Source organism: Qipengyuania sp. HL-TH1 (genome assembly GCF_036365825.1).
Lineage (GTDB): Bacteria > Pseudomonadota > Alphaproteobacteria > Sphingomonadales > Sphingomonadaceae > Qipengyuania > Qipengyuania profunda.
This window is the reverse complement of sequence record NZ_CP142675.1, coordinates 1215571-1238935: the sequence shown is the minus strand read 5'-3', so window position 1 is coordinate 1238935 and position 23365 is coordinate 1215571. Positions and strand designations below refer to the sequence as shown.

Genomic DNA, 23365 nt, shown 5'->3' with positions numbered 1-23365 from the left:
CACGGTGGAAATTCTCGTCATCGTCTTCCTGCCGCTGATCGCGGCGATTGTCGCCGGCCTGACCAACAAGGCCGCGCCGAGCGTGTTCGCCAAGTCGATCACCACCGGCGCGCTGTTCATCAGCGCGGCGCTCAGCTGGCCGATCTTCCTCGGCTTCGTCAATGGCACTGCCGAACCCACCGTGGTGCCGGTGCTGACCTGGGTCCAGTCGGGCACGCTCGCCTTCGACTGGGCACTGCGCGTCGATACGCTCACCGCGATCATGCTGGTCGTGATCAACACCGTCTCGGCGCTCGTCCACCTCTATAGCTGGGGCTATATGGACGAGGACCCGGACCAGCCGCGGTTCTTCGCCTATCTCTCGCTGTTCACCTTCGCCATGCTGATGCTGGTGACCGCCGACAATCTCGTCCAGATGTTCTTCGGATGGGAAGGGGTGGGACTGGCATCCTACCTGCTGATCGGCTTCTGGTTCCGCAAGCCGTCGGCCAATGCTGCCGCGATCAAGGCCTTCGTGGTCAACCGCGTGGGCGACCTCGGCTTCATGCTCGGCATTTTCGGCACCTATCTGGTGTTTGACACCGTCTCGATCAGCGAGATCCTCGCCGCAGCACCGGGCATGAGCGGGGCGACGATCGGATTCCTCGGTTACAGCGTGCAGACGATGGATGTGTTGTGCATCCTGCTGTTCATCGGCGCGATGGGGAAATCGGCGCAGCTCGGCCTGCACACCTGGCTGCCCGATGCGATGGAAGGCCCGACGCCGGTGTCAGCGCTGATCCATGCCGCGACCATGGTGACCGCGGGCGTGTTCATGGTCTGCCGCCTGAGCCCCATGTTCGAGACCGCACCGGTTGCGCTGGCCATGGTGACCTTCGTCGGCGCTGCCACCTGCATCTTTGCCGCCACCGTTGGCACGGTGCAGTGGGACATCAAGCGCGTGATTGCCTATTCGACCTGCTCGCAGCTCGGCTACATGTTCTTCGCCGCAGGCGTCGGTGCCTATGGCGGTGCGATGTTCCACCTGTTCACGCATGCCTTCTTCAAGGCGCTGCTGTTCCTGGGTGCGGGCTCGGTCATCCATGCGATGCACCACGAACAGGACATGCGCTATTACGGCCAGCTGCGGAAGCACATCCCGCTGACCTTCTGGGCGATGATGATGGGGACGCTGGCGATCACCGGCGTGGGCATCTACCACCTCGGCGCGGGCTTTGCCGGCTTCTGGTCGAAGGATGCGATCCTCGAAGTGGCCTATGGCCGCGGGACCGAGCTGGGCAATTTCGCCTTCTGGATGGGCACTTTCGCCGCGCTGCTGACCAGCTTCTACAGCTGGCGGCTGATGTTCCTCACCTTCTGGGGCAAGCCGCGCTGGATCGAGAGCGAGCATATCCAGCACAGCGTCCACAAGACCCCGGCGGAAGCGGGCGAGGACACCACCGGCGGTTATCACCCGCATGAAAGCCCGCTGACGATGCTGATCCCGCTCGGCGTACTGTCGATCGGGGCGGTGCTGGCAGGACAGCTGTTCGCGCCGACATTCCTCGACGATGCCGCATTCTGGGGCAGCTCGATCTTCTACAACGAGCCGCTGATCCACGCGATGCACGGCGTGCCCTATCTGGTGAAATACGCCGCTTTCATCGTGATGGTGATCGGTCTGTTCGTCGCCTGGCGGGCCTATATCAAGGACGCCAGCATTCCGGGCAAAACGGCCGAGCAACTCGGTCCGATCTACCGCTTCCTCTACAACAAGTGGTATTTCGACGAGCTCTATCACTACCTCTTCGTGGTGCCGGCCTTCTGGCTTGGCCGCCAGTTCTGGAAGCTTGGCGATGTCGGCACGATCGACCGCTTCGGCCCCAATGGTATCGCCTGGGTGGTCGAGAAGGGCGCGGTGGGTGCCCGCCGGTTCCAGACCGGATACCTCTATAGCTATGCGCTGGTGATGCTCCTCGGGCTCGTCGCCGCGATCACCTGGGTGCTGTTCTGATGGAGTTTCCCATCCTTTCGCTGATGCTCGCCGTGCCGCTGGCCGGCGCAATTGCCTGCCTATTCCTCGGGGCGCACACCGCGCGCATGGTCGCACTGGTGGCCACGCTGATCGATCTCGCGCTCGGCGTGTTGCTGTGGCTCAATTACGATATCGGCGGCGCGCAATGGCAGTTCACTGAGCGCGCGGAGATTTTCGCGGGCTTCAGCTATGCGCTGGGGATCGACGGGATCGCACTGATGCTGATCATGCTCAGCGTGTTCCTGATGCCGATTTGCATCCTCGCGAGCTGGGATTCGATCACCAAGCGCGTGGGCGAGTACATGAGCGCTTTCCTGTTCATGGAAGTGCTGATGATCGGCGTGTTTGCCGCGCAGGACATGTTCCTGTTTTACATCTTCTTCGAAGCCGGCCTGATCCCGATGTATCTGATCATCGGCGTATGGGGCGGCGATAACCGTATCTACGCGTCGTATAAGTTCTTCCTCTACACGCTGCTCGGCTCGGTGCTGATGCTGATCGCGATGATGTGGATGGTGAACGAAGCGGGCACGACCGACATCCCGACGCTGCTGAACTACGATTTCGCCCCGCAGGCGCAAACCTGGCTGTGGCTGGCCTTCTTTGCCAGCTTCGCGGTCAAGATGCCGATGTGGCCGGTGCACACCTGGCTGCCCGATGCCCACGTGCAGGCGCCGACCGCCGGGTCGGTCATCCTCGCGGGCGTGCTGCTCAAGCTCGGCGGCTACGGTTTCATCCGTTTCAGCCTGCCGATGTTCCCCGAAGCCAGCGCGCAGTTTACCTGGTTCGTCTTCGTGCTGTCGATGATCGCGGTGATCTACACCTCGCTCGTTGCGCTGGTGCAGAGCGACATGAAGAAGCTGATCGCCTATTCCTCGGTCGCGCATATGGCGATCGTGACCGCGGGCATCTTCGCGTTCAACGCGCAGGGCATCGAGGGCGCGGTGATGGTCATGCTGGGCCACGGGCTGGTCTCGGGCGCGCTGTTCCTGTGCGTCGGCGTCATCTACGACCGGCTGCATACGCGCGAGATTGCACGCTATGGCGGCCTGGCGATCAATATGCCGCGCTATGCGCTGTTCTTCCTGCTGTTCACGATGGCCTCGATCGGCCTGCCGGGCACCAGCAACTTCGTCGGCGAATTCCTCGCGCTGGCGGGCCTCTACAAGGTCTCCACGCTGGTCACGCTGGTGTGCACTACCGGGATCATCCTGGGTGCCGCCTACATGCTGTATCTCTACCGCCGCGTCGTCTTCGGGCTTCAGGTCAACGAAGACGCCGCGCGCATGCCCGACCTCAACGCCCGCGAATGGGCCATGCTCGCGCCGATCGCAGCCGCCGTGCTGTGGATGGGCGTCTATCCGGAAAGCTTCCTAGCCCCCATGCGTCAGGATATTGCCGCTCTCGAGGCGCGCGTGGCGCGCGCCGCACCCGATTTCGACGCCGATAACGTCGTCGGTACGCCGCGCGAGCACAATGCGAACTATGTCGCGGCGACCCATGGCGAAAGCCATGGTGAGGAGGGAGCGCACTGATGTCCTACGCCACCTCGCTTTATCTCACCGGCGCCGAAGTCGGCCTGTCGCTCACCGGGCTGGTCATGCTGCTGGTGGCCGCCTGGACCGGCACGCGGTCCGCGCGCCTGCTGACCATCGTCACGGTTGCCGCGCTCATCGGTGCGGCGCTCTTCAGCATGAGCCTGTTCGATCGCGCCACCGGTGAAGTCGCCGGCCGCGCCTTCGGCGATCTCTACCGCGCGGATGCCTTCGGCAGTTTCGCCAAGATCCTGATCTATCTTGCCTCGGCTGCCGTCCTGGTGGTCACCCCGCGCTTTTTCGCGCAGACGGGCAGTTACCGCGCCGAATACCCGGTGCTGATGATCTTCAACGCGGTCGGGATGGGCATGATGGTGTCCGCCACCGATCTGATGACGCTCTATATCGGTCTCGAGATGTCGAGCCTGTCGAGCTACGTGCTGGCCAGCTTCCTGCGTCAGGACGGCCGATCGAGCGAAGCGGGCCTCAAGTATTTCGTGCTCGGCGCGCTGGCTTCGGGGATCATCCTTTACGGCGTGAGCCTGGTCTACGGCTTTACCGGCTCGACCAATTACGACGGTATCCGCGCCGCGTTCGAAACCGATTTCTCGACCGGTGCGCTGTTCGGCGTGGTCTTCGTGCTCGCGGGCCTCGCCTTCAAGGTCAGCGCCGTGCCGTTCCACATGTGGACGCCCGACGTCTATGAAGGCGCGCCCACGCCGGTCACCGCCTTCTTCGCCACGGCCCCCAAGGTCGCGGCGATGGGCATGCTGGTGCGCATCGCGATGGACCCGTTTGCGGGCGAGGTCGACAGCTGGCGCCAGATCGTGATCTTCGCGGCGCTCGCCTCGGTCGTGGTCGGCGCACTTGGCGCGATCGGGCAGCAGAACCTCAAGCGTTTGCTCGCCTATTCCTCGATCAACAATGTCGGCTTCATCCTGATCGGCCTGGGCGCAGCCACCCCTGCGGGTGTGGCGAGCGTGCTGACCTATCTCGCGATCTATGTCGCGATGACCGTCGGCAGCTTTACCGCGCTGCTGATGCTGCGCGATCCCAAAGGCCAGAATCTCGAGACCTTCGCGGACATCGCCGGCCTGTCGACCATGCGTCCGGCATTGGCCTGGTCGCTGCTCGTGATGATGTTCAGTCTTGCCGGCATCCCGCCGCTGTTCGGCTTCTGGGGCAAGTTCGTGGTCTTCCAGGCAGCGGTGCAGGCCGATCTGGTCGCGCTGGCCGCAATCGGGATCGCTGCCAGCGTGATCGGGGCGTTCTACTACCTCAAGTTCATCAAGGTGATGTTCTTCGATGAGCCCACGCGCGCGGTCGAGAGCAAAAGCCCGCTGAGCCATTGGGTGGTGCTGGGACTGTGCGTGGCGATCCTCTCGCCGCTCGGCTATCTGCTGACCATTCCGCTGGGTGAATGGACCGCCCAGGCCGCCGCCTCGTTCATCGCGGCTGCGTGATCCGGTTCGTCGCCGAAACCGGCTCGACCAATTCGGACCTCGCCGCGCAAGTGCGCGCCGGCGAGGCCGTGCCGGAAGGCCACTGGCTGGTTGCCGACCGGCAGTCCGCCGGACGCGGGCGGCAGGCGCGTAACTGGTTCGACAGCACCGGAAATTTCATGGGATCGACGCTGGTGCGCATGTCACCGCGCGATCCGAGCCCGGCCACGCTTGCGCTCGTCGCAGCCGTGGCGGCCTATGAGGCGGTGGCCGCGCTGCTGGCGGAGCCCGCGAAGCTGCGACTCAAATGGCCCAACGATCTGATGCTCGATGGCGCCAAATTATCGGGCATCCTGCTCGAGCGCGAAGGCGATGCCATCATCGTCGGCATGGGCGTGAACCTGGCGGCGGCTCCCGATCTGCCCGATCGCAAGACTGCGTCGCTGGCCGATTACGGACCCGCTCCCGATCGCGATATGTTCGCCCATTCGCTGGCGGCCGCTTTCGCGCGCGAGCTCGACCGGTGGCGGACCTATGGCCTCGAACCGCTTGCGCGGCGCTGGGAAAGCGTCGCCCATCCGCTTGGTACGCCGCTGGTGGTGCAGCCGCCGGGCGAGGAGCGGATCGAAGGCGCGTTCGGCGGGCTTACACCCGACGGGGCGCTCTCGCTGCGCTTGGCGGATGGTTCGACCCGTGTCATCCATGCAGGTGACGTTATGCTCCAGAACGAGGAAAGTTGAGCCATGCTGCTCGCCGCCGATGTCGGAAACACCAATGTGGTCTTCGCCCTGATCGATGGACGCGAGATCAAGGCCCGCTGGCGGATCGCTTCGGACCCGCGCCGGACGGGCGATGAATATGCGGTCTGGCTGCTGCAACTGGCCGAGTTCCAGGGGTTCAGCAGCGGCGATATCGACCAGGTCATCATCGGTTCGGTCGTTCCGCGCGCGGTCCACAACCTCACCGTCCTGTCCGATAAGTATCTCGGCATCACGCCGCTCATCGCAGGGCAGGGCGCGGCCGACTGGGGCTTCGAGCTCGACATCGAACAGCCCAGTTCGCTCGGCGCCGACCGCGCGCTCAACACGATCGCCGCGCACCGGAAGTATGACGGCGACCTGATCGTCATCGATTTCGGCACCGCCACCACCTTCGACGCGGTGGATTTCACCGGCGCCTACAAGGGCGGGATCATCGCGCCCGGGATCAACCTCTCGCTCGACGCGCTGGTCGGGAACACCGCCAAGCTGCCGCGCATCGCGATCGAGAAGCCGGCCAGCGACAGCGTCATCGGGCGCAATACTGAAGACCAGATGCTGATCGGCGTGTTCTGGGGCTATGTCGGTCTTATCGAAGGCCTGATTGCACGGATGAAGAAGGAAATCGGGCGGCCCGTCAAAGTGGTCGCCACCGGCGGGCTGGCGATCCTGTTCGACGAACATACCGAGCTGTTCGATGCGGTCGATTCCGACCTGACTCTCGACGGACTCGCCATACTTGCGGAGCGTGCAGCGTGAAGAAGGATTTCACTCCCGAAGACGAACTGCTGTTCCTCGCGCTTGGCGGCTCGGGCGAAATCGGCATGAACGTCAACCTCTACGGTTGCCAGGGCCGGTGGCTGATGGTCGATCTGGGCATGACCTTTTCGGGGGATCAGTACCCGGGTGTCGACCTGGTCTTCGCCGATCTGGAATTTATCGAAGAACGCAGCAAGCAACTCGACGCGATCGTGCTGACCCATGCGCATGAGGATCATATCGGCGCTGTGCCCTATTTCGCGGCCGATCTGGGCGTGCCGATCTATGCCACGCCGTTCACTGCCGACCTTGTTCGCCGCAAATTGTCCGAAGCGGGACTGGTCGACGAGGTCGAACTGCATGTAATTCCGGACGACCACGGCAGTTTCGAAGTCGGCCCGTTCGAGATCACCTATCTCCCGCTCGCGCATTCGATCGCCGAGGGCAATGCGCTGCTGATCGATACGCCCCACGGGCGCATTTTCCACACCGGCGATTGGAAGCTCGACGAAGACCCGATCATCGGCGAGCCGACGACCGAGGCAGAGCTGACCGAGATCGGCGACGAGGGCGTGCTCGCGCTGGTCTGCGACAGCACCAATGTCTTCAACCCCGCGCCCAGCGGATCCGAAGGCGCGGTCCACAAGGGGCTGCTCGAAGAAGTCCAGCGGCATGCGGGCAAGCGCGTGCTGGTGACGACCTTCGCCAGCAATGTCGCGCGGCTGCAGACGCTGGGCGATGTCGCACGCGAAACCGGGCGTCAGGTATGCGTTGCGGGGCGTTCGCTCGACCGCATCATCGAGGTGGCGCAGGACAATGGCTATCTCGAGGATTTCCCTGAGCCGGTCGATTTCGATACCGCCATGGGACTGCCGCGCGGCGAGATACTCATCCTCGCTACCGGCGGGCAGGGCGAGCCCCGCGCCGCGCTGGCGCGGGTGGCGGATGAAAACCACCCGATCGAACTGGTCAGCGGCGATGTCGTGCTGTTTTCGAGCCGGCAGATCCCGGGCAATGAACTGTCCATCGGGATCGTGCAGAACAAGCTCGCGGCGCGTGGTATCACCATGGTCACCGACCGGCAGAGCATGATCCACGTATCGGGCCATCCCGGGCGCCCCGAACTCGAAGCGCTCTATGGCTGGCTACGGCCCGAAATCCTCGTCCCCGTTCATGGCGAGATGCGGCACATGCAGGAACAGGGCCGCGTCGGGAAGGCCAGCGGCATCCCCGAACAGGTCGTGCAACAGAATGGCGACCTTGTCCGCCTCGCGCCCGGCGCACCCGGCAAGATTGCCGAGGTCAAGGCGGGGCGGCTCGTCCTCGACGGCGACATCATCGTACCTGCCAATGGCGAGGCGATTGCCATGCGCCGCCGGATCATGCGCGAAGGCGTGGTGATCGTGGCGCTCGACGGCGATCTCAACCCCCGCATCGACAGTCTCGGACTGCCGCTCGACGAGGATTACGAGAGCTTCGTCGCCGAGGCGGTCAGCGATATCCGCACGGCCATCGGCAAGCTGCGCGGCGCCGACCGGCGCAATGAAGGCAGCGTGCACGAAGCGGCGCGTCTGGCTGCACGGCGCGCGGCACAGCGCTGGTCGGGCAAGCGCCCGCAGGTCCGCGTGATCGTGCCCAACCTGTAGGAGACCGGTCGATGCAATGGACCAGCATAGTCGCGATCTATTTCCTGTTCTTCGTCTTCAGCGCCTTCGTGCTGCTGCCCTTCGGCGTACGCACGCATGACGAGGCGGGGGTGGCGAAGATCCCCGGCCAGGCCGACAGCGCTCCGGTCGAATTTCGCGGGTGGCGGCTGCTCGGACGCGCGGCGATCCTCGCGGCCATCGTCACCGCCGCCTATGTGCTCAACTATATCAATGGCTGGATCACAATCGACGACCTTGCCGTCTGGGGGCCGTCCTTCGAGTGATTACTGCCGCAGGCGTTCGAGCGCCTGTGCGAGCACCACATAGAGCTTGCCCATATCGCTGCTGAGCAGCGTAACGCTGACCGCATTGCCATCGCGGGTCGACAGCATGGTCCGCAGCATCGCCTCGAAATCGTGAATATAGCGGCTGACATGCTCGCGGAAATCGTGGTCGGCGTCGTAGAGTTCGGCAATTTCGCGCGCTTCGGTATTGTCGAGCAGCCGCACCGCGCGCCGGGTGAAGATACCGCGGTCGCCGCGCAGATAGCTGGCCCAGGCGGTATCGGTGACCTCGGTCGACAGCACCTTGGCGATGTCGATGGCGTTCGAATTGAGGCTCTCGGTAATCAGCGCGACCCGGCGCGAGAAATCGTTGTCGACATCCTCGGTCGCGCGCTCGCGCGCATGCGAGATGCGGTTTTCCAGATTGCCGGTCAGCTCGTTGACCTTGGCCAGCTGGTCGCGCAGCTGGCGCATGACTTCGCGGCCGGCCTCGGCCGAGCGCTCGGTGGCCAGATCGAGCGAGCTGATCGCTTCCACGGTGTGCTCGCGTAGCGCCTCGTCAATGGCCTGGGCGCTTTGTTCGCCGACCTTGCTGGCGATATGGGCGATCCGTTCGGCCTGTTCGGTCTCGATTGCGGCGAGCGCCTCGCGCGCACTTGTTTCCAGCGCACCGATCGCATCGCGCAATTCGCCCTGTGCGCGTGCCGAGATGGCAGCGCTTTCTTCGCCCAGCTCGGCGAGGCTACCGCGCAGGCGCTCGATCCCTTCGACCTGCGAGGCGGAAGTGTCGCCGAAACGCGTATGGAAGTCCTCGACCCCGGCCATCGCCTCGCGGCTGCGCAGGTCGGCGGTGTCCATGCTCGCGGTGAGCGCTTCGCCCGCCGATTTGGCCTGGTCGAGCAGGTTTTTGACCTCTTCCGCCCGGCGTTCGATCTCGGCAAGGCGCGCCTCGCTCGCTTCCATCGCCACGGGCAAATCGTCACGGCTGTGCTTGGCGCTCGCCTGGATAAGCTCGAGCAGGCGGACGCTGGCATCGGTCAGGTCGGAGACCGCGCCATCGGTGTCGTCGAGCGCGCCGCGGCTTTCGTCGAGCTTGGCGGTCAGCGCCGCGATGCCCGCGGTAAGCTCCACGCGCGCCTCGCGGCCCTGTGCCGATATGGCCTGGAACATCGGGCCGAGCGCGGCGATCCGTTCGCCCAGCTCGTCTCCTTCGGCGGCCATCAGCGCCAGCTGTTCAGCCTGCGCCGCGCGGCGTTCTGCGATCGCTTCGTCGAGCACCGCAAGACGCTCGGTCAGCTGCGCATGCGCGGCTTCCTCCGCCTGTGACAATTCGGACTGCCGGCGGCCAGTCTCTTCGGTGAACAGGCGATTGCGCTCGATCAGGCGGGCATCGACCGTCTCGGCCTGCCCGAACAGATCGGTGAGCCGCGAATTGGCGGCGTCGAGCGCGGCATCGTCGATCCGTGTGACTTCGCCAATTGCCTCGCGCAGCCGTTCCTGCATCTCCTCGATCTGGTTGCGCCACGCTGTCAGGGCATGCGCCTCGCCGTCGCGGATCGCAGTGGCGGCTTCGGCGGTTTCCCGGCGCATGGTGTCGAGACGGTCGCGCAGGCTGTCCATCGCCGCGTCGCGTTCCTTGGCGGTGACGGCATCGGCCTCGGCCATCTCGTCACGCAGGGTTTCGAAGCGGGCGCGGATCGAGGCCAGCGCGGCAACCTCGCGGCTGTCGAGTTCGCCGCGAAAGCTTTCGCTGTTGTCGCGCAGTTCGGCAAAGCGCTGCGTGGTGATCGTGCCGAGCTGGTCGGCCTGCGCGGAGAAGGCCTCGAGCGCTTCGTCGATCCGCTTGCGCAGCGATCCGACCTGGCGTTCGCTCGCCGAACCGAATTCGTTGAGCCGTTCGAAACCCTGGACCAATTCATCGAGCTGGCTCTGCGCTTCGCGGCCGGCGCCGCCGATCTGGTTCGAAACATCTTTGGCCGAATTGGCGATGACCGGGAGGTTGTCGCGCAGTTTATCCATGTTTTCCAGCGCAGTAACGCTGACACGGGCGATCGCGTCGACCTGTTCGCCATTCTCGCCGACCAGCGCCTGCAGGCGTTCGGCATGTTCGGACAAACGCTCGGTCGCGGTGCGTCCGAGATAGTCGAGTTCCTTGGTCTGGGTCGCGAGGAATTCCCGCGCCAGGCTCAACTCGCGGTTGACGGTGACGAGGCGCGTTTCGAGTTCGGCGGATTGCGCCGACAGCGTCTGCGCAACATCGGAAAAACGCCGTGCCTCGCGGGTGGAATTGCGCATGGCAAGCAGCCAGAGCGAGACGATAAGCAGCACCGGGACTGCCCACTGCGTAACGAGGCCGGTCCAGGCGGCCGGGGCAGGGGCGGCGATAATTTCGGCCTGATGAGCCCAGCCAAAGAAACCGGTCCAGCCAAGGATCGCGAGAATGGCAAGCGCCGGGACCACCCATGCAACACTGCGTACCGGTTCGGGCTCCGCATACCATTCCTCTTCGAAGACCTCTTCAGTCTCGTTCGAAATTGGTTGGGCAACCCCCTCGGAACCTTCGGTTTCCGTGGCGGTGTCATCGGTCGTCTGGTCGACGGCCTGGATCAGCGAGCGCTTTCTCATCGCATGAAATCTACCACCAAAGGTGTTGGCCATAAACCAAAATTAACCACAACGGCGTGTGGCTGTGGCCATTGCGTATCACCTTGGACCTTTCCTTGCCGCATCGGCGAGGCGTTCGCGCGGGGAGGGGCCGGTTCGGGCGGACAGGCCTGATCCATACACACAGCGTCATTCGCGCCTGAGGGAAACCGGCATGAGCGACTTGGCGAGGAGGGGCTGTCGCCCCTAGAAGCAGGTTCGTTCCACCAGTCGCAACGGGAGTTTAGCGTGCGCGTCGCCCTGCTGTCCGTGCTCGATAGCCAAGCCGATCCGCGCCGGGTGCCGGCCCCGTTCCGGATGCTCGCCGGTGCGCGCCTCGTCGACCGGCAGCTCGACATCGCGCTGGCGGCGGGATGCGAGACCATCGCCTGCCTCGCCAATACGGTGGGGCGCGAGGTCATCGACCTTCAGCACCGTGCCGAAGCGGCGGGTGCGCGTTTCATCGCGATCCGCGAACCGCGCAAGCTCTCGGGCCTCGTCACCGCAAGCGATGAATTGTTCGTGCTGGCCCCCGGCGTCCTGCCCGATGAGGAGGCGGTGATGCGGCATCTGGCCAAGCCGTGCGTGCTGGTCTTACCCGCGGATCCGGCGGTCCAGCGCGGCTATGAGCGTATCGACCTGCATTTCGCCTGGGCGGGTGCGTTGGTGGTGCGCGGTACTGCGGTCGAGCAGCTCGCGCAGCTGCCGGGGGATGTCGATACGCCCTCCGCGTTGCTGCGGATCGCGCTGCAATCGGGCGTCCGCACGCACCCGCTCGAAACGCGCCTGCTCGACGAGCTCAGCTGGCTGCGCGATCCGACGCCCGAGGAACTCGCCACGCGCGAACGGAACTGGGTCGCGGGCCATGCCGATGTCGCTCCGTTCTCCGCACCGGGGCTCGCGATTGCCGAGCGCATGGGTGCACGCCTTGCGCAGGACACGATGGGCGGAACGCTGCCGCGCGCGCTGGCGCTGGGGTCGGCGGTCGCGGCGCTGGTCGCGTTGACGGCGGCGATGACCGGGTGGGCGGTGCCGGGATTCGGTTTCGCCGTGCTCGCCGCCTTGCTGTTCGCGATGGAAGGGGTGGTCCGCCGCGTGGCCAGTGCGGGACAGTTACGCCCGCGCGTGCCCATGCTGGTGCAGGCGCTGACCGTCCTGCTCGATCCGCTGTACCTGATCCTGATCGCCCGCGCGTCTGCCGAGGACACCGGATGGCTGCGGCTGTTCGTCCCCGCCGTTTTGTTCGGCCTGCTGCACCTGGGCGAGCGGCTGAGCGTGAGGCGTTGGCGGCGCAGCTATGCCGATCGGGTCATCCTGACGCTGGTCCTGCTCCCCGCGGTCGTTCTGGGAATTACGCTGCCGGTAGTGGCGGTGCTGGCGCTGGCGGTTCTGGTGACGCTTTTTCTCACTCTGGAACCGCGGGACTAACCGGCGCTTAACCATGTCGATGATATTCGCGATCCATGTCGATGCCTGACACTGTATCCCCCGAACCCGGCGCCGGGCAGGAGAGCCTGCGCGAGGCGCTTGCGCGGGGAAATACCACGCTTGCGCGGATCGGGCCGATCCTCTCGCATTTGCTCGCCACACCCGACCATTCGCTGTTCAGCGACGAGCTGGTCGCGCGCATTCGCGGCATGTGTCACCACCTCGCCTGGCAGGTTCTGCGTGCGCAGGCCGAAGCGGGCGGGCAGAGTGGACGCGAGGCGTTTGCCGATCGTCATGGCGAAGCGCTGGCTGAACATTTCTTCGGCAGTCCCGCGCTGCTTGCCCATTGCCATGCGTTGGCGCTCGAATGGCAACTGACCGAAAGGCTCGAGAGCCAATATGGCCTCGACCCGGTCCTGTCGCCGCTGGTGCAGGAACTGATCGCTGCCGAGGACAGCGGCCTCGCCAGCACCGCCATGGCTGCACTCACCGCGCAGGCGCGCTTTGCCCAGACCCAGCGCCGCATGGAATTGCCGCTCAGCGAATTGCCCGGCGACCTGTTCCACGACCTGCTGATGGGCTGGCGTGCGTTTAGCGGCCAGTTGCGGTCCGATGCCATGATCCGCGCCGAGACCAAGCTGCGCAATGTCTTCGACGAGGGCGCGGGCCGCATTTCGCTGTTGTCGCGCGTGGTCGTCGGCATGGGCGGCTCCGCCTTGCAGGCGCTCGAAATCGACCGTGCGGGGGCGGCGCTGTTCGTGTCCGCGCTGGCGGCGCGGTCGGGCCAGACGCGCGTTGCCGCGGTGCTGTCGACCAACCACCAGCAGACCGCACGCCTCGCGCTGGGCCTGCGGAGCACGGGGCTCGAAAGCGCCGAGGTCGAAAGGCAGGTGTTGCGCCTCGATCCGCAAGCGGTTCCGCCGCGTGAAATCTCAGCGCTCCCGTCCGAGGATGCCCGCCGGCTGCTCGCCGAATCCGGTTTGGGGGGAGCGGCCTGACCATGACCACTGTCGGAACCCGCTATATCGCCCATGCGAAGACTGATGCCGAAGCCAGGCTGGTCGAAGCCGATGATTTGCTGGCCGAGCTTCAGCAGGCCTGCGGCGGTTCGATCGGGACGCGTATCGCGATCCCCGAACTGCTCGCGCTGGTCGAAAAAGCGCAAACCTATGGCCTGCGCTTGGCGCGGCAGTTCGAAGCCGTGGACGGCGAACACCGGATCACCGCCTGGGTCGAAATCGCACCGCAGACGAATGACGAGGGCGAGGCCGAGGGCTGCGCGATCGATGTCGTCAACTGGCATACCGAGGCATTGCCGCCGGAGAACGACATCGAGGCGGCGCGGCGGCGCATGGAGATCAACCGGCACCTGGCCGACTGCACTGCGCGGCTCGATTCGCAGCAGCGGTTGCTCTCGGTCGATACCGAGGCGGCCGATCTGGCCGAATTTGCGCACAAGGCGCTGGCCCATGTCGGCAAGCCCTGGACCGATTTTGTTATCCTGCCGGGCAATACGCACCAGCAACCGCTGCACTGGCGCCTGCTCGACGGGACGACATGCGAGATCGAGGGGTCGGCGCGCCGCTGGACGGCACATCTCGAACCGCTTGGCCAACCGCAACCCGGCAGCGCGGGCTTCGTGCTCTACCTGACCGCCGAACGACCCTTGTCCAGTGCGGGCGATGAGGACGAGTCCGGCGACCGCGAGGGGCCGTCTTTCGGACGCGACCTGACCCCCGTCCTGCGTCAGCCGATCAACCGGATCATCGCCAATGCGGAAACGATCCGCACCAAACTCGCAGGGCCACTGGCGGATGAATACAGTTCCTACGCCGCAGATATCGCCACCGCAGCGCAGCATCTGCTCGCGCTCATCGACGACCTGTCCGATCTCGAAGTGGTCGAATCGGAGGATTTCGCGACCGCGCCCGACCGGATTGAGCTGGCGGACGTCGCGCGCCGTGCCTGCGGGATCCTTGGCGTGAGGGCACGCGAGAAGGGGATTGCGTTGGTCGCACCGCCCGAAGGCGAGAGCCAGCTGGCAATCGCCGAATTTCGCCGGGTGCTGCAGATCCTGCTCAACCTGGTGGGCAATGCGATCCGCTATTCGCCCGCCGACAGCCAGGTGTGGATCCGCCTCGACCGGATCGGCAACCGGGCGCTGATTACCGTCGCCGATCAGGGCCACGGGCTGGGCGAAGACCAGCAGGAACGCGTGTTCGAGAAGTTCGAGCGTCTTGGCCGCAGCGGCGACGGGGGGTCGGGTCTCGGCCTCTATATCTCGCGCCGGATCGCGCGCGCGATGGATGGCGATCTGACGGTCGAAAGTGCGCCGGGGCAGGGCGCGCGCTTCACCCTGTCGGTGCCCGCGGCGGAAGATCTGCGCGAAAAACCGCGCTGATCAGCGCCGCCGCGCGGCTCTCCAGAACAGCAGAAGCCCGATGAGAAAGGTGATGGTGCCGTAAAGTGCCCAGCGCTGCTCGGCGAGCATGAAGCTCTCCGCCGGCCACATCACCAAGCCCAGCCCTTGGAGCGCCCACAGGCCTCCGGAGAGCATCAAAGCCACTCCGAAGACCTGAAGGACGAAGCGCATATCAGCGCTGGCTAATGGAGACGTAGTCGCGTTCGGTCGGGCCGGTGTACAGCTGGCGCGGACGGCCGATGACCTGTGCGGGGTCGGAGATCATTTCGTTCCACTGCGCGACCCAGCCGACGGTGCGGGCAAGCGCGAACAGCGCGGTGAACATCGTCGTCGGGAAACCGATCGCGTTGAGGATGATGCCCGAGTAGAAGTCGACGTTCGGGAAAAGCTTCTTTTCCTTGAAGTAGTCGTCGTTGAGCGCGAGTTCCTCGAGCTTGAGCGCGGTCTCGAACACCGGGTCCTTGACGTTGAGCGCCTCGAACACTTCGCGCAGCGTCTGCTGCATCACGGTCGCGCGCGGATCGTAGTTCTTGTACACGCGGTGGCCGAAGCCCATCAGGCGGAACGGGTCGTTCTTGTCCTTGGCGCGCTCGATATAATGCGGGATGCGATCGGGCGTGCCGATTTCCTGCAGCATGTTGAGCGCGGCTTCGTTGGCGCCGCCATGCGCGGGGCCCCACAGGCAGGCGATGCCTGCCGCGATGCACGCGAACGGATTGGCACCCGACGAACCGGCAAGGCGTACGGTCGAGGTCGAGGCGTTCTGTTCGTGGTCGGCATGGAGGATGAAAATGCGATCCATCGCGCGCTCGATGGCGGGGTGGATTTCATATTCCTCGGCCGGGACGCCGAAGGTCATGCGCAGGAAATTGCCCGTGTAGCTCAGCGAGTTGTCGGGCTGCATCATCGGCTGACCGACCGAATATTTATACGCCATGGCGGCGATGGTCGGCATTTTCGCGATCAGCCGGTGGCTGGCAATCTTGCGCTGCTCGGGGTCCGAGATGTCGGTGCTGTCGTGATAGAAGGCCGACAGCGCGCCGACCACGCCGCACATGATTGCCATGGGGTGCGCGTCGCGGCGGAAACCCTGGTAGAACTGGCGCAGCTGGTCGTGCAGCATGGTGTGCCGCGTGATCGTGTAGGTGAAGTCGTCGAGCTCGCTCTGCTGCGGCAGTTCGCCGTTGAGCAACAGGTAGGAGACTTCCATGAAGGAGGAGTTTTCCGCCAGCTGGCCGATCGGATAGCCGCGGTGCAGCAGGATGCCTTCTTCGCCGTCGATATAGGTCAGCGCGCTTTCGCAGCTGGCGGTCGACTTGTAGCCCGGGTCGTAGGTGAACTTACCGGTGGTGCCGTACAGCTTGCGGATATCGACCACATCGGGGCCGACGCTGCCCTGCAGCACGGGGAATTCCTGGGTCTGACCGCCCAGATCGAGGGTTGCCTGCTTGTCGGCCACGCGTGTCTCCTCACTCGTTCTCTTCGGTGCCTGCGGGCGAGGCGGCCTGCGCATCGATACGCAAGAGCGACTCTTCCTTGCCCAACAGGACCAGCACATCGAAAATGCCGGGTGACGTTGTCGTCCCCGTCAGCGCTGCGCGCATGGGTTGCGCGAGCTTGCCGAGACCCAGTTCGAGTTGCTCGGCATAGGCCTTCGTAGTGGCTTCCAGCGCCTCGATTGTCCAGTCATTTTGCACATGCAGCATTTTGGACAATCCGGCGAGGCGCGCGCGCGCTTCGTCGTCCAGCAAGCCAGCCGCTTTCTCGGTCATATCGAGCGGGTGCTTGGCGAACAGAAATGCAGCCCCATCAACGAGTTCGTTGACGGACTTTGCACGCGTTTTGAGCACTGGCATCGCCTTGGCAAGCAGCGCTTCATCGGCCTGTTCGCCGATCCGCGCCGCCACGATTTTCGCCAGCCGGGCATCGTCCGCTTCGCGGATGTAATGGCCGTTGAGGTTCTGCAGCTTCTTGATGTCGAACCGCGCGGGCCCCTTGCCGACGCCGTCCAGGTCGAACAGCTTGATCGCTTCCTCGCGCGAGATCTCTTCGCGGTCGCCATGGCCCCAACCGAGGCGCAGGAGATAGTTGAACAGCGCTTCGGGCAGGACACCTTCTTCATCGCGATAGGCGGCAACCCCGACGGCGCCGTGGCGCTTGGACATCTTCGCGCCGTCCGGCCCGTGGATGAGCGGGACATGCGCATAGACCGGATCGGGCCAGTGGCCTTCGACCTGGTCCATCGCGCGGACCACCGGCAGCTGGCGAAAGGCGTTGTTGAGGTGATCGTCGCCGCGGATCACATGCGTTACCCCCATGTCGTGATCGTCGACCACCACCGCGAGCATGTAGGTGGGGGTCCCGTCGGCGCGCAGCAGGACATAGTCGTCGATCTCGGCATTCTTCACCGTGACCTTGCCCTGGACCTGGTCGTGGATTGTGGTTTCGCCCTCGGTCGGGACCTTGAGGCGGATCACATAGGGCGCGCCTTCGGGCGCTTCGCTTGCGTCGCGATCGCGCCACCGGCGGTCGTAGCGCATCGGCTGCTTGTTGGCGCGCTGCTCGGCGCGCATTGCCTCGAGTTCTTCGGGCGTGGCGAAGCATTTGTAGGCGTGTCCCGCGTCGAGCAGCTTGTGCGCGACCTCGGCGTGGCGTTCGGCGCGGTCGGACTGGAAGATCGGCGGTTCGTCGAAATCGAGGCCGAGCCAGTCGAGCCCCTCGATGATCTTGTCGATCGCATCCTGCGTGCTGCGCTTGCGATCGGTATCCTCGATCCGCAGCAAGGTGCGACCACCATGGTGCCTTGCGTAAAGCCAGTTGAACAGCGCCGTACGCGCGCCGCCGATATGGAGATATCCGGTGGGCGAGGGAGCGAAGCGGGTGACGACCGGAGGGGTCTCGCTGCCACTATCGCTTGCCATTGTCACTCGCTTCCTTTCAAACACTTGCATGGCGACGCAGGGGACGCCTTCGGTACCGATGGGGGAGGCGGACGAAGAGGCCCGCCCCGCAGTGCCGCGCCCTTGGCGCATGCGCGGTCTCTTGTCCAGTTTCGCCGGGCGATCCGAAGCATTTCTGGAAGGCGCGCAATTCGACCGTGGTCCGTGGCTGGCGGTCGCGTTCGCCGCGGGCATCGGGCTGTGGTTCTATCTTGGCGCGCCATGGCAATGGCTGGCGACAATCGGCGGCGCGGCAGCCGCTGCGGCCATGGCCTTCGCGCGGTGGCGCGGAAGCGACGCACGCGCTTATTTGATGCCCGCAATCGTGTCGGTCCTGATCGCCCTGGCGCTCGGCATGTCGCTGGTATGGGCGCGCTCGGCGATGGTGGGGGCGGAGCCGCTCGCCTATCCGCGCTTCGAACGGATCGACGGGCGAATTCTCGAACGCGAGGAGCAACCGGCGGAGGACCGCGTCCGGCTCGTCCTGGCCGCGCGCGATGCGGCGACCGGGCAGGCGGTGGCCTATCGCGTGAACCTGCCGCTGGCGCGGGACCGGCCTGGATTGCGCGAGGGCGCGCGGGTGCGGTTGTCGGCGCGGCTGATGCCGCCGTCCCCGCCCATCGTCCCTGGAGCGTATAATTTCGCGCGGCGAGCCTGGTTCGAGGGGCTGTCGGCTACGGGATCGGTCGTGGGCGAGGTCGAACTGGTCACGCCGCCGCCGCAGTCGCGCCTGACCGTGGCCTCGATCCAGCGGCGGCTGTCGGCGCATGTGCGCAGCCGGCTCGACGGCACGGCGGGGGCGATCGCCGCGACGCTGGCCAGCGGCGATCGCGGCGCTATTCCCGAACGCGACGAAGAGGCCATGCGCGATGCGGGGCTGACCCATCTGCTGTCGATCAGCGGGCTGCATGTCAGCGCGATCATCGCGGCGAGTTATATCGTGGTCCTGAAGCTGTTCGCACTGTGGCCATGGCTGGCCCTGCGGGTGCGGCTGCCGCTGGTCGCTGCGGGTGCAGCGGCGCTGGCGGGGATCGCCTATACGCTGCTGACGGGCGCGCAGGTGCCGACCGTGCGCAGCTGTATCGGCGCGTTGCTGGTGCTGGTTGCGCTGGCTTTGGGACGTGAACCGCTTTCGTTGCGGATGGTCGCGATTGCCGCAGGCGTCGTGCTGGCGCTGTGGCCGGAATCTTTGGTCGGGCCGAGCTTCCAGATGAGCTTTGCGGCGGTTATCGCGATCGTCTCGCTGCATAGCGTCCAGGCGGTGCGCGATTTTCTCGCGCCGCGCGAGCAGAGCGGGCTGCGTCGGTTCCTGCGGCGAACCGCGATCCTGTTCCTGACCGGACTGGTCATTGAACTCGCGCTGATGCCGATCGTGCTGTTCCACTTCCACCGCGCGGGCGTTTACGGCGCTGCGGCCAATCTGGTTGCCATTCCCTTGGTCACCTTCATCTCGATGCCGTTGGTGGCGCTGGCGTTGGCGCTCGACCTCATCGGCGCGGGCGCGCCCGTATGGTGGCTTGTCGGGCAGTCGCTCGACCTGTTGCTGGGGATTGCGCATCTGTTTGCCGAACAGCCGGGGTCGGTCAAGCTGGCCCCGCGGATCGGGATGGGCGCCATCACGCTGTATCTGGTCGGCGCGCTGTGGCTGGCGCTGTGGCAGGGCCGGGCGTGTCTGTGGGGGCTTGGGCCCGTCATGGTCGCTGCCATCCTGATGATGCAGGCGCCGGTGCCCGATATCCTGATCACGCGCGACGGGCGCGATATCGGCGTTGCGAACGAGGCCGAACGGCTGCTGGTGCTACGCGCTAGCGAGGGTGGATACGCGCAGGAGAACCTGCTCGAGCTCGCCGGGACCGATCGGCAACCGCTGGCTATCGCGGAATGGCCGCACAGCCGATGCAGCGCCGAATTCTGTTCGCTGACCGTCACGCGCGAGAGCCGTGCCTGGTCGCTCCTGATTGCACGTAGCCGGGACCTGGTGGAGGAGCGCGCGCTGGCCGCAGCCTGCCGGAACGCCGACATCGTCATCGCCGATCGTTTCCTGCCCCGCAGTTGCCGCCCACGATGGCTCAAGGCGGACCGGCGTTTCCTCGAGCGGGAGGGCGGGGTAGCGGTCTATCTGAGCGCGCGGCGTATCGATACCGTGGCGCAGGACCAGGGCGAGCATGGCTGGTGGCGCGCGCCGGAGGACAGACGCGCGCCCCGGGATCAGTGATACCGGCGCAGCAGCCCGGCCAGCTTGCCTTGCACCTGGACACGGTGCGAATCGTAGACTTGCGGTTCGTAAGAGCCGTTGGCGGGGTCGAGGATGACGCGCCCGGCGTCCTTGCGCAGGTATTTGAGCGTGGCTTCCTCATTGTCGACCAGCGCGACCACGATTTCGCCATCGCGGGCGCTGTCGGTGCGCTTCACCAAGGCAAAGTCGCCATCGAAAATGCCCGCTTCGATCATCGAATCGCCCGACACCTCGAGCGCATAATGTTCGCCCGGGCCGAGCAGGGCGGCGGGGACCGGCATGCTCGACTGGCCTTCGATCGCTTCGATCGGCGCGCCCGCGGCAATACGGCCATGCAGCGGCACATCGATGATGTCATTGGCGGGTGCGGGCGCGACCGGCTTGGGCGTGATCGCCGATACCACGGAGTCGTTCGCAGGGGCGGGCTGTGCCGCGCCCATCACTGCGTTCTCGGGTAGCTTGACCACTTCGAGCGCGCGTGCGCGGTTGGGCAGGCGGCGAATGAAGCCGCGCTCTTCAAGCGCCGAAATCAGGCGATGGACGCCCGACTTGCTCTTGAGGTCGAGCGCTTCCTTCATCTCCTCGAAACTCGGCGAAATGCCGGTCTCTTCCAGGCGCTGCTGGATAAAGCGGATCAATTCGTGCTGCTTGGCGGTCAGCATGGTGCGAACTCCCGTATCGCCTGTTCACAACAGCTGTGAACGAATACGGAACAATTAAGCAACCTGATTCGCCAAGTCAAGCAATCCCGCCATTTTCGAGTGATTTACACAGGAACACCTGTTCCCGCTTTGCCCCAAAGGTGCTGCGTCAGCGCCCGAGCAAGGCGCGGGTCGCCGCGGCAACATCCGCGTGACGCATCAGGCTTTCACCGACAAGGAAGGTGCGGACGCCCGAACGCGCCAGCCGCAGGCAATCACCGTGCGTCGCGATGCCGCTCTCGCCGACCAGCAGCGCGCCTTCGGGGGCGAGCGGGGCCAGCGTCTCGGTGGTGGCGAGGTCGGTGGTAAAACTGCGCAGATCGCGGTTGTTCACGCCGATAAGGCGCGATTTAAGGCGTGCGGCGCGCTCCATCTCGGCGCGGTCATGCACTTCGACCAGCACATCCATGCCGTGGTCCAGCGCCGCCGCTTCGATCTCGGCCATGAGGCCGTCTTCGAGCGCCGCGACAATGATCAGGATCGCATCGGCTCCGATCGCGCGCGCTTCGGCAACCTGCCACGGATCAACCATGAAATCCTTGCGCAGGGCGGGCAGATCACAGGCTGCGCGTGCGGCGACGAGGTAATCTTCATGGCCCTGGAAATAGGGCGCGTCGGTCAGCACCGAAAGGCAGGCGGCGCCGCCCGCAGCATAGGCGCGGGCATGCTCTGCGGGTTGGAAATCTTCGCGAATCAAACCCTTTGAGGGAGAAGCTTTCTTGATTTCCGCAATCAGGCCGAAGCCGTCCTGCTGTGCCCGAGCGAGGGCAGACTGGAACCCACGGGGCGCCGACTGCTCCTTCGCGCGCGCTTCGAGATCGGCGAGCGTGTGATCGCGCTTGCGTGCGGCCACCTCGTCGCGCTTGGTCGCGCAGATTTCTTCCAGCTTGTTCATGTCAGGCGGTCATTGCGATCCAGTTTTCGAGCAGCGCCTTGGCCTTGCCCGAGTCCAGTGCTTCGGCAGCGATCTCCGCGCCCTCGGTCCAGTCGTCGGTACGACCGGCGATAATCAGCGTCGCTGCCGCGTTGAACAGCACCGCATCACGGTAGGCGCCCGGGCTCCCGCCGAGCAATGCCTCGAGCGCGCGGGCATTATACGCCGGATCGCCGCCGCGGATCGCCTCGACCGGGGAATGCGGCAGGTTGGCTTCCACCGCGACTACGCGGCGCATTTCGAAATCATTGCCCTGCACATCGGCCAGTTCGTTGCCGCCCGCGAGGCTCAGTTCGTCGAGCCCTTCGTCACCCGAGGCAATGAAGGTGCGCTCGGTTCCCAGCTTGGCCGTGGCTGCGGCATAGATGGGCACATAGGCGGGCCGGGCGATGCCGATCAACTGGCGTCTGACACCGGCGGGGTTCGACAAAGGCCCCATCAGATTGAAGATGGTACGCACGCCGAGCTTTTGCCGGATCGGCTGAATGCGCCCCATTGCAGGATGGTGGTTCTTGGCGAAGAGGAAGCAAATTCCCAATTCGGCCAGAGTCTTCTCCGCGCTTCTTCCCGCGGCTTCCATGTCGAGACCGAGCGCTTCGAGCGTGTCGGCGGCGCCCGCCTTGCTGCTGGCCGCGCGGTTGCCATGCTTGGCCACGGGCACACCGCAGGCGGCGACCACCAGGCTCACCGCGGTGGAGACATTGAGCGTGTGATGCCCATCGCCGCCCGTGCCGCAGCAATCGACCGTCCCCGCTGGCGCAGCGATCGGGATCAGCCGTGCCCGCAGCGCGCGCGCCGCGCCGGCAATTTCGTCGGAAGTTTCGCTGCGCGCCGACATGTCGACCAGGAAACGCGCGATATCCTCGTCGCCGGTCTCGCCATCGAGGATCCAGCCGAAGACCTCTTCGGCCTCGGCCTCTCCAAGGTGTTGCCTGGCGTCGGGAAGCGTCTTCATGCGGGGACCTTGGCGGCGATACCGCAGAGGGCGAGGAAATTGGCCAGCAAGGCATGGCCATGTTCGGTCGCGATGCTTTCGGGATGGAACTGGACGCCGTGGATCGGGAGGTCGCGGTGGCGGAAGCCCATCACGCTGGTGCCGTCGAGCCCGGGGGTTTCGCTGGTGGCGTTGACCGCGAGACAGTCCGGATTGTCCTCGACCACCAGCGAGTGATAGCGGGTCGCGGTGAAGGGCGAGGGCAGCTCGGCGAACACGCCGCTGGAATCGTGGGTAACCGGCGAGGTCTTGCCATGCATCAGCCCGCCGCGCACCACGCGGCCACCGAAATGCTGGCCGATCGCCTGGTGACCGAGGCACACGCCGAGCAGCGGCGCGCCGGCATCGGCACAGGCTGCCACGAGGTCGAGGCTGACGCCTGCCTCGTTGGGGGTACAGGGGCCGGGCGATATGAGATAGCCCGCATGGCCCGCCGCCAGCGCCTCGCTTGCCGAGATGGCGTCGTTACGCACCACCTCCACGCCTGCACCCAGTTCCATCAGGTAATGGACCAGGTTGAAGGTGAAGCTGTCGTAATTGTCGATTACGAGGATGGAGCTGCTGTCGGTCATTCGTGGCGTCAATGGCGGGGTAGCGCGGTGCTTTCAAGCAAGGAAAGCTGCGAGACCC

At 65.3% G+C, this 23365-nt stretch carries 19 protein-coding genes; 11 read left to right on the top strand and 8 right to left on the bottom strand.

Going from position 1 to position 23365, the window contains the following annotated elements; translation table 11 throughout:
- Positions 1-4: 4 nt before the first annotated feature.
- From nuoL to VWN43_RS06615, 7 genes are read left to right on the top strand one after another with little or no spacing between them, the layout of a single operon-like run.
- On the top strand, positions 5-1993 hold the full coding sequence (nuoL, locus tag VWN43_RS06645; protein WP_320180160.1) for an NADH-quinone oxidoreductase subunit L: 1989 nt from the start codon (positions 5-7) through the stop codon (positions 1991-1993).
- Positions 1993-3549: an NADH-quinone oxidoreductase subunit M gene (locus tag VWN43_RS06640; RefSeq protein WP_320180161.1), complete on the top strand. Its 1557-nt coding sequence runs from the start codon at positions 1993-1995 to the stop codon at positions 3547-3549. Before nuoL ends, VWN43_RS06640 begins: the two co-directional genes overlap by 1 nt.
- The gene (gene nuoN, locus VWN43_RS06635; protein WP_320180162.1) at positions 3549-5012 is read left to right on the top strand and encodes an NADH-quinone oxidoreductase subunit NuoN; all 1464 of its coding nucleotides are present in this window, start codon (positions 3549-3551) and stop codon (positions 5010-5012) included. The genes VWN43_RS06640 and nuoN overlap by 1 nt, the downstream gene beginning before the upstream one ends.
- A complete protein-coding gene (locus tag VWN43_RS06630) occupies positions 5009-5731 on the top strand; it encodes a biotin--[acetyl-CoA-carboxylase] ligase (protein ID WP_330768584.1) in 723 nt (240 codons plus the stop codon). The genes nuoN and VWN43_RS06630 overlap by 4 nt, the downstream gene beginning before the upstream one ends.
- 3 nt (positions 5732-5734) lie before the next feature.
- Positions 5735-6508 (top strand): type III pantothenate kinase, encoded by a 774-nt coding sequence (locus tag VWN43_RS06625; protein ID WP_320180163.1) that lies wholly within the window; start codon positions 5735-5737, stop codon positions 6506-6508.
- Entirely contained in the window at positions 6505-8154 is a 1650-nt protein-coding gene (locus VWN43_RS06620) for a ribonuclease J (protein WP_320180164.1), read from the top strand. The genes VWN43_RS06625 and VWN43_RS06620 overlap by 4 nt, the downstream gene beginning before the upstream one ends.
- Positions 8155-8165: 11 nt before the next feature.
- A complete protein-coding gene (locus tag VWN43_RS06615) occupies positions 8166-8438 on the top strand; it encodes a DUF1467 family protein (RefSeq protein WP_320180165.1) in 273 nt (90 codons plus the stop codon).
- On the opposite strand, the gene VWN43_RS06610 is transcribed toward VWN43_RS06615, so the two are convergent.
- On the bottom strand, positions 8439-11063 hold the full coding sequence (locus VWN43_RS06610) for a coiled-coil domain-containing protein (protein ID WP_320180166.1): 2625 nt from the start codon (positions 11061-11063) through the stop codon (positions 8439-8441).
- A 267-nt stretch (positions 11064-11330) separates the two neighbouring features.
- Here VWN43_RS06610 and VWN43_RS06605 point away from each other — a divergent pair, with 267 nt between their 5' ends.
- From VWN43_RS06605 to VWN43_RS06595, 3 genes are read left to right on the top strand one after another with little or no spacing between them, the layout of a single operon-like run.
- On the top strand, positions 11331-12509 hold the full coding sequence (locus VWN43_RS06605; RefSeq protein ID WP_320180167.1) for a hypothetical protein: 1179 nt from the start codon (positions 11331-11333) through the stop codon (positions 12507-12509).
- A gap of 35 nt (positions 12510-12544) precedes the next feature.
- A complete protein-coding gene (locus VWN43_RS06600) occupies positions 12545-13507 on the top strand; it encodes a hypothetical protein (RefSeq protein WP_320180168.1) in 963 nt (320 codons plus the stop codon).
- Positions 13508-13509: 2 nt separating this feature from the next.
- A complete protein-coding gene (locus VWN43_RS06595; protein ID WP_320180169.1) occupies positions 13510-14910 on the top strand; it encodes a sensor histidine kinase in 1401 nt (466 codons plus the stop codon).
- On the opposite strand, the gene VWN43_RS06590 is transcribed toward VWN43_RS06595, so the two are convergent.
- The 3 genes from VWN43_RS06590 to gltX are packed head-to-tail and all read right to left on the bottom strand — an operon-like array spanning position 14911 to position 17852.
- Positions 14911-15102, bottom strand: coding sequence for a hypothetical protein (locus tag VWN43_RS06590; RefSeq protein WP_320180170.1), 192 nt, complete (start codon positions 15100-15102; stop codon positions 14911-14913). It lies immediately after the preceding gene.
- Between the two features lies 1 nt (position 15103).
- A complete protein-coding gene (locus VWN43_RS06585) occupies positions 15104-16390 on the bottom strand; it encodes a citrate synthase (RefSeq protein WP_253515533.1) in 1287 nt (428 codons plus the stop codon).
- 10 nt (positions 16391-16400) lie between these two features.
- Positions 16401-17852 carry a glutamate--tRNA ligase gene (gene gltX / locus VWN43_RS06580; RefSeq protein ID WP_320180171.1) on the bottom strand — a complete coding sequence of 484 codons (1452 nt, stop codon included), beginning with the start codon at positions 17850-17852 and terminating at the stop codon, positions 16401-16403.
- 28 nt (positions 17853-17880) lie between these two features.
- Between gltX and VWN43_RS06575 the strand changes: the two genes are divergently transcribed.
- Entirely contained in the window at positions 17881-20085 is a 2205-nt protein-coding gene (locus tag VWN43_RS06575) for a ComEC/Rec2 family competence protein (protein WP_320180172.1), read from the top strand.
- On the opposite strand, the gene lexA is transcribed toward VWN43_RS06575, so the two are convergent.
- The 4 genes from lexA to VWN43_RS06555 form a co-directional block, all read right to left on the bottom strand.
- The gene (lexA, locus tag VWN43_RS06570; RefSeq protein ID WP_253515538.1) at positions 20079-20768 is read right to left on the bottom strand and encodes a transcriptional repressor LexA; all 690 of its coding nucleotides are present in this window, start codon (positions 20766-20768) and stop codon (positions 20079-20081) included. The two genes, VWN43_RS06575 and lexA, sit on opposite strands and share 7 nt — an antisense overlap.
- 148 nt (positions 20769-20916) lie before the next feature.
- Positions 20917-21702: an indole-3-glycerol phosphate synthase TrpC gene (gene trpC / locus VWN43_RS06565; protein ID WP_320180173.1), complete on the bottom strand. Its 786-nt coding sequence runs from the start codon at positions 21700-21702 to the stop codon at positions 20917-20919.
- Between the two features lies 1 nt (position 21703).
- Positions 21704-22696: an anthranilate phosphoribosyltransferase gene (trpD, locus tag VWN43_RS06560; RefSeq protein ID WP_320180174.1), complete on the bottom strand. Its 993-nt coding sequence runs from the start codon at positions 22694-22696 to the stop codon at positions 21704-21706.
- Entirely contained in the window at positions 22693-23307 is a 615-nt protein-coding gene (locus tag VWN43_RS06555) for an anthranilate synthase component II (protein ID WP_320180175.1), read from the bottom strand. The genes trpD and VWN43_RS06555 overlap by 4 nt, the downstream gene beginning before the upstream one ends.
- Positions 23308-23365 lie beyond the last annotated feature (58 nt).

Excerpts from the sequence above, each read along its gene's own strand:
- VWN43_RS06595 (WP_320180169.1), top strand. The coding sequence starts at position 13,510 with ATGACCACTGTCGGAACCCGCTATATCGCCCATGCGAAGACTGATGCC.
- lexA (WP_253515538.1), bottom strand. The coding sequence starts at position 20,768 with ATGCTGACCGCCAAGCAGCACGAATTGATCCGCTTTATCCAGCAGCGC.
- trpC (WP_320180173.1), bottom strand. The coding sequence starts at position 21,702 with ATGAACAAGCTGGAAGAAATCTGCGCGACCAAGCGCGACGAGGTGGCC.
- nuoN (WP_320180162.1), top strand. The coding sequence starts at position 3,549 with ATGTCCTACGCCACCTCGCTTTATCTCACCGGCGCCGAAGTCGGCCTG.
- VWN43_RS06555 (WP_320180175.1), bottom strand. The coding sequence starts at position 23,307 with ATGACCGACAGCAGCTCCATCCTCGTAATCGACAATTACGACAGCTTC.
- VWN43_RS06610 (WP_320180166.1), bottom strand. The coding sequence starts at position 11,063 with ATGAGAAAGCGCTCGCTGATCCAGGCCGTCGACCAGACGACCGATGAC.
- VWN43_RS06640 (WP_320180161.1), top strand. The coding sequence starts at position 1,993 with ATGGAGTTTCCCATCCTTTCGCTGATGCTCGCCGTGCCGCTGGCCGGC.
- VWN43_RS06575 (WP_320180172.1), top strand. The coding sequence starts at position 17,881 with ATGGCGACGCAGGGGACGCCTTCGGTACCGATGGGGGAGGCGGACGAA.
- VWN43_RS06600 (WP_320180168.1), top strand. The coding sequence starts at position 12,545 with ATGTCGATGCCTGACACTGTATCCCCCGAACCCGGCGCCGGGCAGGAG.
- gltX (WP_320180171.1), bottom strand. The coding sequence starts at position 17,852 with ATGGCAAGCGATAGTGGCAGCGAGACCCCTCCGGTCGTCACCCGCTTC.
- VWN43_RS06615 (WP_320180165.1), top strand. The coding sequence starts at position 8,166 with ATGCAATGGACCAGCATAGTCGCGATCTATTTCCTGTTCTTCGTCTTC.
- VWN43_RS06625 (WP_320180163.1), top strand. The coding sequence starts at position 5,735 with ATGCTGCTCGCCGCCGATGTCGGAAACACCAATGTGGTCTTCGCCCTG.
- trpD (WP_320180174.1), bottom strand. The coding sequence starts at position 22,696 with ATGAAGACGCTTCCCGACGCCAGGCAACACCTTGGAGAGGCCGAGGCC.
- VWN43_RS06590 (WP_320180170.1), bottom strand. The coding sequence starts at position 15,102 with ATGCGCTTCGTCCTTCAGGTCTTCGGAGTGGCTTTGATGCTCTCCGGA.